The sequence below is a fragment of the Mycoplasma sp. P36-A1 genome (assembly GCF_049478495.1).
Lineage (GTDB): Bacteria > Bacillota_I > Bacilli_A > JAJDGJ01 > JAJDGJ01 > P36-A1.
Genome location: NZ_CP168083.1, coordinates 1,866,700 through 1,884,432 on the forward strand (window position 1 = coordinate 1,866,700; position 17,733 = coordinate 1,884,432).

General features: G+C 34.6%; 11 protein-coding genes and 4 rRNA genes. All 15 read right to left on the minus strand.

What is annotated here, in order from left to right; all coding sequences use genetic code 4:
• Window positions 1-164: 164 nt before the first annotated feature.
• Window positions 165-1,722: ribosomal RNA gene (locus ACD762_RS09055) — 16S ribosomal RNA — on the minus strand.
• Window positions 1,723-2,157: 435 nt separating this feature from the next.
• Window positions 2,158-2,310, minus strand: a complete 153-nt coding sequence (locus ACD762_RS09060) for a hypothetical protein (protein WP_423363676.1) — start codon at window positions 2,308-2,310, stop codon at window positions 2,158-2,160.
• 239 nt (window positions 2,311-2,549) lie between these two features.
• A 5S ribosomal RNA gene (gene rrf / locus ACD762_RS09065) occupies window positions 2,550-2,658 on the minus strand.
• Window positions 2,659-2,696: 38 nt separating this feature from the next.
• Window positions 2,697-5,570, minus strand: a 23S ribosomal RNA gene (locus tag ACD762_RS09070).
• Between the two features lie 259 nt (window positions 5,571-5,829).
• Window positions 5,830-7,387, minus strand: a 16S ribosomal RNA gene (locus ACD762_RS09075).
• The 16S, 23S and 5S rRNA genes sit together here, the layout of an rRNA operon.
• 286 nt (window positions 7,388-7,673) lie before the next feature.
• Entirely contained in the window at window positions 7,674-9,257 is a 1,584-nt protein-coding gene (locus ACD762_RS09080) for an alanine/glycine:cation symporter family protein (protein WP_423363677.1), read from the minus strand.
• 430 nt (window positions 9,258-9,687) lie between these two features.
• Window positions 9,688-10,533 carry a GNAT family N-acetyltransferase gene (locus tag ACD762_RS09085; RefSeq protein ID WP_423363678.1) on the minus strand — a complete coding sequence of 282 codons (846 nt, stop codon included), beginning with the start codon at window positions 10,531-10,533 and terminating at the stop codon, window positions 9,688-9,690.
• Entirely contained in the window at window positions 10,527-11,432 is a 906-nt protein-coding gene (locus ACD762_RS09090; protein WP_423363679.1) for a DUF2156 domain-containing protein, read from the minus strand. The genes ACD762_RS09085 and ACD762_RS09090 overlap by 7 nt, the downstream gene beginning before the upstream one ends.
• A gap of 49 nt (window positions 11,433-11,481) precedes the next feature.
• Window positions 11,482-12,333 (minus strand): 16S rRNA (cytidine(1402)-2'-O)-methyltransferase, encoded by an 852-nt coding sequence (gene rsmI, locus ACD762_RS09095; protein ID WP_423363680.1) that lies wholly within the window; start codon window positions 12,331-12,333, stop codon window positions 11,482-11,484.
• On the minus strand, window positions 12,320-13,063 hold the full coding sequence (locus ACD762_RS09100) for a tRNA1(Val) (adenine(37)-N6)-methyltransferase (protein WP_423363681.1): 744 nt from the start codon (window positions 13,061-13,063) through the stop codon (window positions 12,320-12,322). Before ACD762_RS09100 ends, rsmI begins: the two co-directional genes overlap by 14 nt.
• On the minus strand, window positions 13,057-13,848 hold the full coding sequence (gene ricT, locus ACD762_RS09105; protein ID WP_423363682.1) for a regulatory iron-sulfur-containing complex subunit RicT: 792 nt from the start codon (window positions 13,846-13,848) through the stop codon (window positions 13,057-13,059). The genes ACD762_RS09100 and ricT overlap by 7 nt, the downstream gene beginning before the upstream one ends.
• Complete coding sequence (locus tag ACD762_RS09110) at window positions 13,839-14,774, minus strand: hypothetical protein (protein ID WP_423363683.1); 936 nt, start codon at window positions 14,772-14,774, stop codon at window positions 13,839-13,841. The genes ricT and ACD762_RS09110 overlap by 10 nt, the downstream gene beginning before the upstream one ends.
• A complete protein-coding gene (tmk, locus tag ACD762_RS09115; protein ID WP_423363684.1) occupies window positions 14,767-15,399 on the minus strand; it encodes a dTMP kinase in 633 nt (210 codons plus the stop codon). The genes ACD762_RS09110 and tmk overlap by 8 nt, the downstream gene beginning before the upstream one ends.
• A 112-nt stretch (window positions 15,400-15,511) precedes the next feature.
• On the minus strand, window positions 15,512-16,456 hold the full coding sequence (locus tag ACD762_RS09120; RefSeq protein ID WP_423363685.1) for a hypothetical protein: 945 nt from the start codon (window positions 16,454-16,456) through the stop codon (window positions 15,512-15,514).
• Between the two features lie 12 nt (window positions 16,457-16,468).
• A complete protein-coding gene (tgt, locus tag ACD762_RS09125; protein ID WP_423363686.1) occupies window positions 16,469-17,605 on the minus strand; it encodes a tRNA guanosine(34) transglycosylase Tgt in 1,137 nt (378 codons plus the stop codon).
• Window positions 17,606-17,733 lie beyond the last annotated feature (128 nt).

Sequence of the window (17,733 nt, forward strand, 5' to 3'; positions counted from 1 at the left end):
TAAACAGAAATTCCTTCCATTTATTTTTGTTTGTCTTACTTATCTATCTTGTTTGTTTTCTAATATTATTCAGTTGTCAAAGATCTTTACTACTTAAGAAGTCTTTTCGACCTCTCAAAACTAAACAGTACTGCCTTTTTCAATCCAGCCTTCTTTCTCCTTAGAAAGGAGGTGATCCATCCCCACCTTCCGGTAGGGATACCTTGTTACGACTTCACCCCAATCATCAATCCCACCTTAGGCGACTCCTTCATTGCTGTTAGGTCATCGACTTTGGGTGTTATCAACTCTCGTGGTGTGACGGGCGGTGTGTACAAGGCCCGGGAACGTATTCACCGCGGCATTCTGATCCGCGATTACTAGCGATTCCAGCTTCATGTAGTCGAGTTGCAGACTACAATCCGAACTGAGATCAGCTTTTTGAGATTTGCTTGCCCTTGCGAGTTTGCTTCTCTTTGTACTGACCATTGTAGCACGTGTGTAGCCCAGATCGTAAGGGGCATGATGATTTGACGTCATCCCCACCTTCCTCTAGCTTGTCACTAGCTGTCTTGTTAGAGTCCCCACCTTATATGCTGGCAACTAACAATAGGGGTTGCGCTCGTTGCGGGACTTAACCCAACATCTCACGACACGAGCTGACGACAACCATGCACCACCTGTCTTAGTGTTAACCTCCACTATGCTTCCATAGCTTCGCACTAGATGTCAAGATCTGGTAAGGTTCTTCGCGTTGCTTCGAATTAAACCACATGCTCCACCGCTTGTGCGGGCCCCCGTCAATTCCTTTGAGTTTCACTCTTGCGAGCATACTCCCCAGGCGGAGTACTTAATGCGTTTGCTTCAGCACTGGGTTGCCCCAACACTTAGTACTCATCGTTTACGGCGTGGACTACTAGGGTATCTAATCCTATTTGCTCCCCACGCTTTCGTGCCTCAGTGTCAGTTACAGACCAGAAAGCCGCCTTCGCCACTGGTGTTCCTCCATATATCTACGCATTCCACCGCTACACATGGAATTCCGCTTTCCTCTTCTGTACTCTAGTTATGCAGTTATCATGGCATTATGGAGTTGAGCCCCATTCTTTAACCACAATCTTTCATAACCACCTGCGCACCCTTTACGCCCAATAATTCCGGATAACGCTCGCCACCTACGTATTACCGCGGCTGCTGGCACGTAGTTAGCCGTGGCTTTCTGATAAGGTAATGTCAAGTGCAAAGCATTTCCTCTTTGCAGTTTTCCTCCCTTATAACAGAGATTTACAACCCGAAGGCCTTCTTCTCTCACGCGGCATTGCTCCATCAGGGTTGCCCCCATTGTGGAAAATTCCCTACTGCTGCCTCCCGTAGGAGTCTGGGCCGTGTCTCAGTCCCAGTGTGGCCGTTCACCCTCTCAGGTCGGCTATGCATCGTCGCCTTGGTGAGCTTTTATCTCACCAACTAGCTAATGCACCGCAGGTCCATCCTTTAGTGAAGCTTGAAAGCTTCTTTTAATCTTCCACCATGCGATGGTTGATATTATCTGGTATTAGCAGTCGTTTCCAACTGTTGTCCCAATCTAAAGGGTAGGTTACCTACGTGTTACTCACCCGTTCGCCACTAAGAAAATGATCCAAGTTTAAAATGCAAGCACTTTATTCTTGGTTTTCTTCGTTCGACTTGCATGTATTAGGCATGCCGCCAGCGTTCATCCTGAGCCAGGATCAAACTCTTCATATTAATTTATTGACAGGATAATTGTGTTATCCATTTGTTTTGATTTCCTGACTGAATTGAATTGACAGTTCTGTTTAGTTTTCAAAGATCGTACATCTTTCGATGTGTTTTGCGCTTTTTCAACGCTTATATATAATAACAAATTTACTACTGTTTTGTCAATGCTTTTCATATCTTTTTTATAATTAATTTGTTATTACTATTTTTTATCGCCTATTTGGCTTGTTTATATAATACCATTTTTTCCCTTACATAAGCAATATTAATTGTTTCTTTTTACTATATTAAAATAAAATTAACCTGTTTTTAATAAAAACGTAAGTATACAACACTTAAAACCTTTAAATACTATATGTAAATTTTTTATCATCTATCTTTATCTATAGTTACACTTATAAGTAAAAGTACTAAACATGTATATTATTATCTAAATGACACTTACAATAACGCTGTTTTATTTAAACATTCTACTGTTTCTTTTACTTTAAAACTATTTATATTATGATCTCTATAAATTAATCGATGTGACACTTTAGTAATGATTGCTACTATTGTAATATCTTTAAATAGATAATTTAATAACTCTAGCACTATGTTTAAGATTATATTACTAAAGAGCTATGTTAATAGAAAAAGGGCTCTACTGCTTGATTTGTTATCATTTAAAAATGGGATGAGTATTTTATTTTATTTTCTGGTAATAAGTTACCATTGATATAACTTATTATTTATAAGCTAAGTAGAACGATCACTTTTTTTAATAAAGAATATAAAAAAACAGCCCTAAGAGCTGTTAATAAAAAAAGCCCTTTTAAGGGGGCTCTTACTTTGCCTGGCGATGTCCTATTCTCGCACTTTCGTACTACATTCGGCGCTAAGATGCTTAACTTCTGTGTTCGGTATGGGTACAGGTGTGTCCATCTTGCCATCAACACCAGACTTTGTAAAGTCTTTGCTGAATAATATTAGTCTTTTTCAAGGTTAAGTCCTCGACCTATTAGTAACACTCAGCTTAATACATCGCTGTACTTACACATGTGTCCTATCTACCTTGTAGTCTTCAAGGGGTCTTACTTATTGGGATATCTCATCTTGAAGTAGGCTTCCCGCTTAGATGCCTTCAGCGGTTATCCTTTCCCTACTTAGCTTTCCAGCCATGCCACTGGCGTGACAACTGGTGCACCAGAGGTAGGTCCATCCCGGTCCTCTCGTACTAAGGACAGCCCTTCTCAAATATCCTACGCCCACGACAGATAGGGACCGAACTGTCTCACGACGTTCTGAACCCAGCTCGCGTACCGCTTTAATGGGCGAACAGCCCAACCCTTGGGACCGAATTCAGCCCCAGGATGCGATGAGCCGACATCGAGGTGCCAAACCTTGCCGTCGATGTGAACTCTTGGGCAAGATCAGCCTGTTATCCCCAGGGTAGCTTTTATCCGTTGAGCGACGGCCATTCCATTCTGCACCGCCGGATCACTATGCCCGACTTTCGTCCCTGCTCGAGTTGTTGCTCTCGCAGTCAAGCACCCTTTTGCCATTGCACTCTTTGCATGATTTCCATCCATGCTGAGGGTACCTTTGGGCGCCTCCGTTACCTTTTAGGAGGCGACCGCCCCAGTCAAACTGCCCACCAGACACTGTCCTATACCCCGTTTAGGGGTTCTAGTTAGAGATTCAATATATCAAGGGTGGTATCCCAACATCGCATCAATACACACTTGCGCATGTATCTCTTTTGCTCCCACCTATCCTGTACATAATATACTAAATCCCAATATCAAGCTACAGTAAAGCTCCATGGGGTCTTTCCGTCTTGTCGCGGGTAACCTGCATCTTCACAGGTACTAAGATTTCACCAAGTCTATTGTTGAGACAGTGCCCAAATCGTTACGCCTTTCGTGCGGGTCGGAACTTACCCGACAAGGAATTTCGCTACCTTAGGACCGTTATAGTTACGGCCGCCGTTTACTGGGGCTTCGGTTCTGTGCTTTGCATTGCTGCTAACACTTCCCCTTAACCTTCCAGCACCGGGCAGGCGTCACCCCCTATACTTCGTCTTACGACTTTGCAGAGAGCTGTGTTTTTGGTAAACAGTCGCTTGGGCCTATTCACTGCGGCTTATATTTCTATAAGCACTCCTTCTCCCTAAGTTACGGAGTCATTTTGCCGAGTTCCTTAACAATAGTTCTCTTGCTCACCTCGGAATTCTCTTCCTGACCACGTGTGTTCGTTCTCGGTACGGGCATTGTTACAATTAGCCATAGAAGCTTTTCTTGAAAGCTGGCATCGGGTGTTCTTGATTGCTCAATCTTGTCTAGTCTTTAGATTATGTACTACGGATTTGCCTATAGTACTCCTTCTACTAGCCTACTAACATCCATCTCGCTAGCTCACCCTAGCCTTCTTTGTCACTCCTTCTGTTGTAACAACGGTGCAGGAATCTCTACCTGCTGTCCATCGACTACGCTTTTCAGCCTCGCCTTAGGTCCCGACTTACCCTGGGCGGACGAGCCTTCCCCAGGAATCCTTAGTCAATCGGTGTAAGGGATTCTCACCCTTATTCGCTACTCACACCGGCATTCTCACTTCTAATCAATCCACTCACTCCTCACGGTATGGCTTCTTCTCAATTAGAACGCTCTCCTACCACATTTCTGTCCTCAGCTTCGGTGTTATGCTTAGCCCCGGTAAATTTTCGGCGCAAAGTCACTCGACTAGTGAGCTGTTACGCACTCTTTGAAGGATGGCTGCTTCTAAGCCAACCTCCTAGCTGTCTGTGCAACTTTACATCCTTTTCCACTTAGCATATACTTTGGGACCTTAGCTGGAGATCTGGGCTGTTTCCCTTTCGACTACGGACCTTATCACCCATAGTCTGACTCCTGATCATATCTTTCTGGCATTCGGAGTTTGATTATACTCAGTACCCCATGCTGGGGCCATCATACATTCAGTGCTCTACCTCCAGAAGACTCTTATCAAGGCTAGCCCTAAAGCTATTTCGGAGAGAACCAGCTATCTCCAGGTTCGATTGGAATTTCACCCCTAACCACAGCTCATCCTCGCACTTTTCAACGTGCGTAGGTTCGGTCCTCCATTTAGTGTTACCTAAACTTCAACCTGGCCATGGCTAGATCACCTGGTTTCGGGTCTATGACTACATACTTTGCGCCCTATTAAGACTCGCTTTCGCTTCGGCTCCATATCTTCTATTTAACCTCGCATGCAATCATAACTCGCCGGTTCATTCTACAAAAGGCACGCTATCACCCTTTAACGGGCTCTAACTTTTTGTAAGCATATGGTTTCAGGTTCTCTTTCACTGCCCCTTCCGGGGTTCTTTTCACCTTTCCCTCACGGTACTGGTTCACTATCGATCACTTGGTAGTATTTAGCCTTGCCAGATGGTCCTGGCGGATTCCAACAGGATTTCTCGTGTCCCGTTGTACTCAGGATTCCACTTTGTGTTGAAGTAATTTCGCCTACGAGGCTTTCACTCTCTTTGACTTACCTTCCCAGGTAATTCGGCTATCACTCGCTCACTCTATTGTGGTCCTACAACCCCGCATCGCTGCGGTTTGGGCTTCTCCCCGTTCGCTCGCCGCTACTAGGGGAATCACTTTTGTTTTCTTTTCCTCTAGGTACTAAGATGTTTCAGTTCCCTAGGTCTGCCTTGTCATGCACTATGTATTTATGCATGCATTTAGTTATCTCTAACTATGGGTTCTCCCATTCGGATACCCCTGACTACGAGTGTTATCCTCTTATCAGGGCTTTTCGCAGATTACCGCGTCCTTCTTCGGCTCCAAGTGTCTAGGCATTCACCATACGCTCTTTCTTCCTTAACCTTACTTTTTTTTCAAGTTTATTCTTGCGTTTTTTTGAAAGTTTCGCTCTTTCTTTTGCTTGTTTTTTGTAAAATCTTTAGTATTACCCACTCCAATAAACAGAAATTCCTTCCATTTATTTTTGTTTGTCTTACTTATCTATCTTGTTTGTTTTCTAATATTATTCAGTTGTCAAAGATCTTTACTACTTAAGAAGTCTTTTCGACCTCTCAAAACTAAACAGTACTGCCTTTTTCAATCCAGCCTTCTTTCTCCTTAGAAAGGAGGTGATCCATCCCCACCTTCCGGTAGGGATACCTTGTTACGACTTCACCCCAATCATCAATCCCACCTTAGGCGACTCCTTCATTGCTGTTAGGTCATCGACTTTGGGTGTTATCAACTCTCGTGGTGTGACGGGCGGTGTGTACAAGGCCCGGGAACGTATTCACCGCGGCATTCTGATCCGCGATTACTAGCGATTCCAGCTTCATGTAGTCGAGTTGCAGACTACAATCCGAACTGAGATCAGCTTTTTGAGATTTGCTTGCCCTTGCGAGTTTGCTTCTCTTTGTACTGACCATTGTAGCACGTGTGTAGCCCAGATCGTAAGGGGCATGATGATTTGACGTCATCCCCACCTTCCTCTAGCTTGTCACTAGCTGTCTTGTTAGAGTCCCCACCTTATATGCTGGCAACTAACAATAGGGGTTGCGCTCGTTGCGGGACTTAACCCAACATCTCACGACACGAGCTGACGACAACCATGCACCACCTGTCTTAGTGTTAACCTCCACTATGCTTCCATAGCTTCGCACTAGATGTCAAGATCTGGTAAGGTTCTTCGCGTTGCTTCGAATTAAACCACATGCTCCACCGCTTGTGCGGGCCCCCGTCAATTCCTTTGAGTTTCACTCTTGCGAGCATACTCCCCAGGCGGAGTACTTAATGCGTTTGCTTCAGCACTGGGTTGCCCCAACACTTAGTACTCATCGTTTACGGCGTGGACTACTAGGGTATCTAATCCTATTTGCTCCCCACGCTTTCGTGCCTCAGTGTCAGTTACAGACCAGAAAGCCGCCTTCGCCACTGGTGTTCCTCCATATATCTACGCATTCCACCGCTACACATGGAATTCCGCTTTCCTCTTCTGTACTCTAGTTATGCAGTTATCATGGCATTATGGAGTTGAGCCCCATTCTTTAACCACAATCTTTCATAACCACCTGCGCACCCTTTACGCCCAATAATTCCGGATAACGCTCGCCACCTACGTATTACCGCGGCTGCTGGCACGTAGTTAGCCGTGGCTTTCTGATAAGGTAATGTCAAGTGCAAAGCATTTCCTCTTTGCAGTTTTCCTCCCTTATAACAGAGATTTACAACCCGAAGGCCTTCTTCTCTCACGCGGCATTGCTCCATCAGGGTTGCCCCCATTGTGGAAAATTCCCTACTGCTGCCTCCCGTAGGAGTCTGGGCCGTGTCTCAGTCCCAGTGTGGCCGTTCACCCTCTCAGGTCGGCTATGCATCGTCGCCTTGGTGAGCTTTTATCTCACCAACTAGCTAATGCACCGCAGGTCCATCCTTTAGTGAAGCTTGAAAGCTTCTTTTAATCTTCCACCATGCGATGGTTGATATTATCTGGTATTAGCAGTCGTTTCCAACTGTTGTCCCAATCTAAAGGGTAGGTTACCTACGTGTTACTCACCCGTTCGCCACTAAGAAAATGATCCAAGTTTAAAATGCAAGCACTTTATTCTTGGTTTTCTTCGTTCGACTTGCATGTATTAGGCATGCCGCCAGCGTTCATCCTGAGCCAGGATCAAACTCTTCATATTAATTTATTGACAGGATAATTGTGTTATCCATTTGTTTTGATTTCCTGACTGAATTGAATTGACAGTTCTGTTTAGTTTTCAAAGATCGTTGCGTTTTATTACTTTCGTTTTTCAACGCCCATATATAATAACAATTTAAACACTATAGGTCAACGCTTTTTTGCTTTTTTTTTGCTTTTTTTAAAATTAATATAGAGATATATAATTTTATTATAGAAAACAGTTGAAAAATGCATAAATACGAAGAAAATCACCGTTATTACTAACAGTGATTTTTTTTAATATTTTAAAATTTCTTTTTTGAAATATTTTCTCTAGTCCAAAAGTCAACTCCCTTAAAGGATTTTTGTTCTTCTATAGATAAATCTTCTAAAACAAATGGTTGGTCTTCTTTTCCTTCTGCTTGTTTCTTTTCAAAGTCTTTTAGGCATATTATTGCTGGTTTACATATTATTAGAATTCCAATGATATTTATAATTGCCATTAATCCAACACCAATATCTGCTGCTGCCCAAGCTGCTGCATTTGATCTTATACCAAAGAAGTATGTTGCTGCTAAGAATATTCCCTTAAGCATCCAAATAGCAATTTTTCTTTGTTTATCACTAAATTTGTTTCGCATTAATAATTCAAGGTTAGATTCTGCATAATAATAGTAGGCCATAAGTGTAGTAAAGGCAAAGAAGAATAATGCTATTGCAATAAATCCATGCCCAAAACCTCCAATTAGTGAACTCATAGCTGTTGGAGTATATTCAGCTATCTTATCTGGGCTTCCACCCATTGTACTATGCTCTGCATATGTTTGGAAAATTCCATTTTGTTGAGTACCTGGTATAAATATACTATAAGCTCCTGTAATAATTATTGAAAGACCTGTTGCACTACATACAAAGATTGTATCAAAGTATACTGAGAAGGCTTGAACTAAACCTTGTTTAGCTGGGTGACTAACTTCAGCTGCTGCTGCTGCATGAGGTGCTGTACCTTGTCCTGCCTCATTAGAAAACACTCCTCTTTTAACTCCCCAAAGTATTGCTTGCCCTAAAGAAGCACCAAGTATAGCATCCGCTCCAAATGCTGATCTAAATATTAAACTAAATGTAGCTGGAACTTGTCCTATATTAACAATAAGAATAATAATAGCTACTATTATATATATACCAGACATAAATGGAACAATTATTTCTGCTGCTCTTGATAATGATTTAGTACCACCGACTATTATAATTCCTATAAGTACTAGTACAATTATCATCATTACTGTTTGGCTTATTCCAAAACCATTATATACTGCCGTTACTATTGCATTAGATTGAACACCTGGTAAAAGGATTCCTGTAGCAATTAAACAACAAAACATAAAAATATATCCTAAAGGTTTAAGACCTCTTTTTCTAAAGTAGTATGCAGGTCCTCCTCTATATTCACCATCTATTTCAGTTTTATATAGCTGAGCTAATGTTGATTCGATATAAGCAGAACCAGCTCCAAAGAAGGCAACTGCCCACATCCAGAATAATGCTCCAGGACCACCATAAGCTATTGCTGTAGCAACTCCAACTATATTACCAGTTCCAACTCTACCTGCAACTGCAAGTGCAAATGCTTGGAATGAAGAAATTCCTTCATCTGATCCGGAACCGGAAAACAACAATTTTGCCATTGTAGGAATTTTTCTTAACTGAACAAAGCGCATTCTAAATGAAAAATATAAACCTGCAAATAAACATAACAGTGCTGTAACCGGAGACCATATCAAAGCTGCTAAACCTTCAATGAATCCATTTAATGAGCCACTTGCAAGTCCTGAATTAAATGCATCTATTGCTGCAACAGTTTCACTGATAAAAATTTCAAAAATTTTCATAATTATTTCTCCTTTAAATTTAATGATTTTTTGCTAACTAATGTATCAATTATTGTAAATATTACAACTATTAACTTCCTAGATTGTAATATTTACAACATCTAATGATTAACACTGTTATCTTTTTTTACAATTATATAAAAAATAGTTTATTTATACAACTTTTTTTATAATAAAATGAAGTTAATATTGTTATTATATAATTTCTATTATTATGTTTAGGTTAGAACAATTAACTATACAGTAAAACATTCTATTTAATTTACAAGTTGTTATAATATTTATATAAGTTATAGACATAAATTGTACATGATATTATCATTAAATCATAATTTTTTATTTATTTGTATCCTAATGCATTTAATTATAGTATTTAATTATATACATGCCAGTATTTGCATAAAAAAAACAATTAGAATTAACTAATTGTTTATATCCACTCACTTATAAAAAGTCTATTATTTTTAAATTCAAAGCTTTGATCTAAAACTTTAATCATCATAAATAACTCTTTTTCATATTTGTAATAATTAAAATTAAAAATATCAGAATGTAATTCTACTACGTTGCAATCGTATTTTATAAGTATTGATTTAATTAAAGAGAACAATTCATAATGAGTCGAAAAGACAGCTTCATTAACTACTATTTGTTTTTCCTCTACTGAATAAACTATATATGCTTGTTTTGACATTGCATAGTGTATATTATCTATTTGATTCATTGAAATCATTTTATGGTAATATTTTTCATCTCTAATTTTATATCCATTTAAATCTAAAGTGTAGTTTTGGTAAATTTCAAGTAAACTACTTGGATCATTTTCAATTATAGATATTTGTTCAAAGTCTGAGAAGAAATTCTTATCTAGAGTAAGCTTACTTTTATAGTATTCTTCTTTAAAACCAAAAGGCTTATACAAATCCCAATTATATGCTTGTAATATCATGATTTTTTGATTTAGATCATTCTTAGCATAATTAATAGCATATTGCATTAACTGTTTCATGTAACCTTTTTTTCTATGTTTTATTGGTGTTGCAACTCCTACAATAAAACTTGTATTTATCATTTCATTATCTATGCATAATAAATGTTGATTTAATTGTAATGTACAAACTATTTCAGATGCAATTTCTAAAACTAAAGTATGGTCAAAATCAAAGGCATTATCAAAGTAATAGTCAATACTTTGTTTTGTATCATGTTCTAAAAAGCATTCATACCAAATATCTTTTAATGTAGAATAATCTTCTCTAGTTGCTTTTCTTATCATTTTTCATCTGCTCTTGTTATTGTAAATTTATCTACTAAATATTCTGGTTGATATGATAATTTTGATTTTCTTAGACCTACATCTCCTACATCATCTTCAGTATTTAAGTAAGTTAAATCATCAAAGAATGTTTTAACTAAGTTTTGTCTCATAAATGGATACAATCCTATAATATCACCATCGGCTTTTTCAACATTTAAAACTGCAGTTTTATCATTTAGTTGTGTTCCTATACCAAATGCTGCAATTTTACCATCTATATAGCAAGCTAAACCTTCACAACTTAATTTTTCAAAGTTGTTTAATACATCAATAGTACCATCAACTTCAGGTTGCATATATTCATCATGTACTACTTTTTGTGATGCCCACCACAATGTAAAGTCAATGCAGTCTTGAGCAACGTCTTTGTTACCATCTATCTCTTTAAAAGTATAACGTCCTTCATACTGTTTTTTGAAATTATTAACATGATTTCTTTTTTTCTGTAATTTTTTACCACTATATGTTAATATTTTTTCAATTGAATATAAGTAATCAAAAGAATCTCTATCTAATTCATAGTTAAAGTAATCTCCATAAACACTTTCTATTTGTTCTTTTACTTTTCTTACACAATTATGAATTGTAAAAGGTAGTTTTTCTTTTTCAAAATATTTTATTAAAAACTCAATTGCTTGATCGACATTTTCAAGTACACAAATGGGATTTAGGGAGAATAGATGATTATTAAAATTACTAAATACTATTATAAACTCATCGCTTAGATATACTTTTAATTTGAATTTATCCTTCCATAAAAACATATTTGTAAATGATAAATTATGATCTTTATAATTTAAACGTGATACATGTTTTTCTATTTCTTCTTTTAATTCTAAACTATATTTGCAAAACACTTTTTTTCACCTCATTTTTTATTATAACACAAGATATATATACATATTCTTACTTTCTATGTACTAAATCATACACATAATTCTTTTCTAAGCCATATTTTTTTGCTATATCTTTTATTGCATTTTTTCTTGATACATTTTGTTCAATAAGAATATTAACCTCATTTATAATAAAAGTATCATCAATTTCTGCTTCTTCTATTTCTGTATTATTATCTATACTTATTACTAATTCGCCTCTTAATTCTAAATCCGCATATAATAATTCACTTACAGTACCATAAATATGTTCCTCATTTATTTTAGTAAGCTCTCTACTAATACAAACATTGACATTCCCTAATACTTGCTGAATAATATTTAATGTTTTTTTATACCTGTGAACTGATTCATACATTATTAAAGTATGTCTATAATCAACATATTGCTCTAACATATTTGTAGCATCATTACTTTTATGTGGTAGAAAACCAATAAAAGTAAATGGAATTGTCTTAAATCCTGAATTTATTAAGGCCGGAAGTAAGGCATTAGGTCCATTAATAACCACTACATTAACATCGTTTTCTATTGCTAGACTTACTAAATGTTGTCCTGGATCACTTATAACAGGATATCCAGCATCGCTTATTAAAACGACTTCCTGTAATTTTTTAACTGTTTCAATAACTTGAATGCTTTTATCATACTCATTATGTAAGTAAAAACTCTCAAGCTTCTTATCTTTAATATTAAAATGTGATAATAATTTAGAACTTACTCTAGTATCTTCACAATAAATTGTTTCTACTTTATTTAACATATCTAATGCTCTTTGCGATATTTCACTTAAATTACCAATTGGTGTTGCTACTACATAAATTGTAGGAAACTCATTATCATTATACTTAAATTTTTTCATTTTTATCACCTAAAAACATTTCTTTTACTTGTTCTGTATAACTACCATCTTCATTATGAGCATATATAGGTTTCTCAATTATTAAACCTCCTGCATTTCCTTGAAATCTACCTTCAATTAATATCATATTAGCTTGTTGATTAATTCTTGGATAGATGAATTGAATTCTTTTTGGTTCTATTTTGTATTTTTTCATCAATTCAATTATCTCAATCATTCTATCTGGTCGATGTATCATTGCAAAACGACCATTATTTTCTAATATTTTAGCAGCACTAGCAATTATTTGTTCTAATGTTATTTTTATTTCATGTCTTGCAATTTGTAAAAATTCATTTTCATTAACATTGCTACATTCTTTCACTTTGAAAAATGGAGGATTACAAACTACTGTACCTACTTTTATATTTAAATTTTTCACAAAGTCTTTTATATCTGAATGAACTACTTCTACTTGTTCTTCTAAGTTGTTTAAAACTATATTCTTATTAGCTAAGTCTACAGCTTCCTTTTGTATCTCAACAGCTATTATTTTCTGATTAGTCATTGTTGAAAGCATTAGAGGTATTGCTGCATTATTAGTTCCAAAATCTACTATGGTCTTATTTTTTTTTGAAATAAAAACAAAGTGGCTTAACAAAACACTATCCAAAGAAAAGTTAAACATATCTTTTCTTTGGATTATTTTTAATTTTTTATTTTCTAGTAAGTAATTTTCTACTTCTACCATTTTATTTCCTTCTTATCTATAAACTTAACTATACCGCAACCTTCTATCTTAACTTGATCTAATAGTATATTTAATCCAGTTACTTTGAAATTAGAACCTTCATATTGTACATGAGTACCTAGTTTTGGAAAACTCTTTTTCTCTGTTGAATATTGATCATTTTCATACTTAAGACAACATAGTAAACGTCCGCATAATCCTGATATCTTAACTGGATTTAATGAAAGCATTTGGTTTTTAGCCATATTAATTGAAATATTATCAAATTCTTTTAAAAATCTAGTACAACATATAACCATTCCACATGGTCCTAGTCCACCGACTAATTTAGCTTTATCTCTTGCACCAATTTGTTTAAGCTCTATTCTTGTTTTAAAATTAGAAGCAAGCACTTTAAGTAGTTCTCTAAAATCGACTCTATCATCACTTACATACATGAACAATAATTTACTTTGATCTAAGTTATATTCTGTTTCTACTAGAGACATTTCTAAACCTGGAAATTCTTTTAATATTTCCACAAATTTATCGTGTGCTATTTGTGCCATTTCAAGATTTTTTTCAAACTGCTCTTGATCTTTTTTAGATGCTTTTCTTAAAATTGGCATCAAATCTTTTGCTGGAATATTTGAATTTTTAACATCTGGATTACATATTTTTGCTAGTTCTGGTCCGCGTACTGTATCTACAACAACTAAGTCATCAATTTTAACTTTAAGTTTATCATCACTTTTAAAATAGTACTCTTTTTTATTTTCTTTAAAAGTTATTGATGCTACTCTCATTCTATAACACCCTCAATCTTTATTGCAAATGCATCTACTAATAAGTCTTTGTTCATATTAGATTCTAATTGTAATCTAGCACTTAAGTTTGCATCTAATAACATTTCATATACTCCTGGTTTTATTAACTCTTTTGTAATTTCTTTGTCTACTCCTAGAGTAGTTAAAAATACAGAGTTAGTTAGAGTTGCATAGAATAATTCAAAGTATATTTTTAATTGATCTTTATCTAATGATGAAAGAGTTTCATAACTAACTAAATAAAAGTTTCCATGTGATATATTAGAAAACATTTTTTTGGCAGTTTCTTTATAGTATTGAAATACATCACTATCTAAAATATTTTGCATAATTACTTCATCGTGTGTTATTAATGAAACTAGATCTATGTCTGTTGAATCATAATTATCTATTAAAAATGATTTTATTTGTTCAATATTATTATTTGCTAAACGATACATTAGTGATCTAGACACAATAGTATCTAATACTTTTTCGCTATTTTGTGTTGTGAAGATAGCATATACTGATTCATTTGGTTCCTCAACAAATTTTAATAAGGCATTTAAAGCAATACTGCTGGCATTTTCGATATATTTAATTATATATATTTGTGAGTTTGTTGCTTCTAAAGCTGTTTTTGAAAATCTTTTTTGTATTTCTAAAACATTTTCTTTTTTTAGGGTCTGATTACTTAAATCAAACTCTATAATATCAACTAATTTTTTTTCGACAACTCTTTTATATACTAGTGGATCAAATTCTTTATTATCACTTATGATTCTAGTACATAAATAATCTACTGCTTTATCTAATAGAAACGTAGAATTACCTTCAATCATCATTGCATGTGGTAGTTTTTCAAAGGCTAAACAATTATCTATCATTTTCACAAATTTGCTTTGTGATTTTATAAAATTATCCATTTAAGTTCTCCTTTATTATATTTTTTACTTGTTCAAATACGGTATCGATGTCTTGTGAAGCATCTACTGTTCTAAACCTTGACTTATACATATCTCTAATCATTAAGTACCCATCATAAACTTTTTGATGAAACTCGATATCTTCTAAGTCTAATCTATTTACTTCTCTATTATTATTTGAAGCAATTCTAGCTAGTCCTATATGCGGTTTCACATCAAAAAATATTGTTAGATCAGGCATTTTACCTTGTATTGCAAAGTTATTAATACTTAATACTTGCTCAACACCTAATCCTCTTGCAATACCTTGATAGACTAATGAACTATCTATAAATCTATCGCATAACAAAACTTTATTTTCTTTTAGTGTAGGCACTATTATTTCATCAAAGTGTTGTGCCCTACTTGCAGCAAATAGTAAAGCTTCAGTTGTTGCAGATAAGTTTTTATTATTCTCATCTAAAACAACACCCCTAATTTGCTGTGCTATTGCTGAACCACCTGGTTCTCTTGTCTTTATAAAATCAATACCTTCAGTCTTAAAGTATTGTGTAATTTTCTCTAGTATTGTGGTTTTACCACTTCCATCTGGACCTTCGAATGTTATAAACAATCCTTGTTTCATTTTTATCACCTTATATTATTATACATTATTAAAGTGTCCTTTAACAATATTTTATTAATTTGGATTTTATTTATATCTTTAAAGAAAAAAGTGCAAATTATATTGCACCTTGTTAGTCAAATTTGTAAAATCTTAAAACAAATATAAGCATTGGAAATGAAATAATTCCTGCCAATAGCATTACTATTCCTACATTAAAGCCTATGAATACTCCAAGTGATAATACGATTAATAAAGCTGTTAGAAAGTTAGGAATAATCCCTATAATATAGCCAACTATATTATCAAAATTAAATGGTTGTTCATTAATGAATGTTGTTGTTAAGTAATATGTTACACATATCCATAAAAAGAATCCAATAAGAAAGGCTTCTAATAAAGGAAGAAATATAGTTAATATTTCAGCACTTACTACGGCTAATACCATTGTTGCTAATGAGAGTATTAAAAATGATAACCACTTTTTATTTGTACTATTGTAAAGTATCATATCCTTAAGTCTCATTTCGTATTGATCATAATCAATTACTTCATGATCTCTATAAACTAATATATAATCTGCCATCTTCATTAATGCTTTATCTCTAAAATTGTAAATAAATAATTGATTTATATGGTTAATTTTATATTTCTTAAGGTTTAAGATTTTATTGTTACCCATGTTAAGACCACCAATTATTTCTCTGTTACGCAAATCATATTCTGTGCATAAACAATTATATTGATTCCTATTTATAAATAATTCTAATAGAAATGCTGGCTCACCAGTTATAATTAAATCTTCTTTCCCTACACCAAATCCACCTAAATCTAATTTATGAATGTTACTCACTTTAAATAAGTTTAAATCACTAACTGTTAAATTACTTAATAGTACTTCATAAAAATGATTTGCTAATTTAGTTGAATTGATCATTTTAAGTAGATACTTTATTAAATCTGGTATCAAAGTCAAAAATGAAAACAATCTTCTTGGTTTTAATTTAATTATGAAGAACATTAAATCTATTGATAAATATCCATCATATATTACTTTACTAAATGAAAAAACTCTCATTATTTCAACTCCCTAAAATCCTTTATTTGATTCTGGATCTATTCCGTATTTTTTATAAAAATCGTTTTTAAAATCAATAAATCGATCATTTTTTATTGCTTCTCTTGCTTGTTCTACAAGATTAATAATAAATCTTGTGTTATGTATACTTACTAATCTTTGACCAAATGGCTCATTTGCTGAAAATAAATGTCTTAAGTATGCTCTAGTATAATTTTGGCAACAATAACAATCACATTCATCATCTAATGGTTCAAATGATTCTTTGTACTTAGCATTTTTTATGACAACTCTTCCTTTTGATGTCATTGCACTACCATGTCTTGCAATTCTAGTTGGTAACACACAATCAAAGATATCAATTCCACGTTCTATTGCTTCTAATACTGAAACCGGTGAACCAACTCCCATTAAATATCTTGGTTTATCTTCTGGTAAATATTTAATAGCCATATCTATCATATTTTTATAAATATCTTTAGGTTCTCCTACACTTGTACCACCAATAGCATATCCATCAAAATCCATTTTCACTAATTCTTCTGCACATGATTTTCTTAATTCAGGATAGTTTCCACCTTGTACAATTCCAAAAAGGGCTTGATCATCACTTCTAGCATGTGCTTCTTTTCCACGTTTTGCCCAGCGTAAAGTTCTTTCTGTACTTTCTCTTGCATATTTATAATCTGCAGGAAATGGAATACATTCATCAAAACTCATAATAATATCAGCACCGATTTTATTTTGTACACCAATACTTATTTCAGGAGACATGAATAATTTCTTTCCATCAATATGAGATTTAAAAGTAACTCCTTCTTCGGTAATATTTCTTAAATTACTTAAAGAAAATACTTGGTATCCTCCACTATCTGTCAACATAGCTTGATCATAGTTCATAAATTTATGAACACCACCAGCTTTTTCGACTAAATCAGCACCTGGTCGTAACCATAAGTGATAAGTATTAGCTAGTATTACTCCAGCTCCAGTTGCTTTTACTTCTTCTGGAGATAATGTTTTTACTGTTGCTTGTGTTCCTACTGGCATGAACATTGGTGTTTCAAATGTTCCATGTTTTGTAGTAATTGAACCAAGTCTTGCATTGCTTTGCTTACATTTATATTTTAATTTATAATCTAAATTCAATTTCTTTCACCTCTAAACTATATTAATTATACTTAATTTATGCTCTACTAGCAACCTATTTCACATCTTGTCAATAAACTATTATTTATTACTTGATAAAAAAAAGAGAGTGATTAAACACCCTCTTT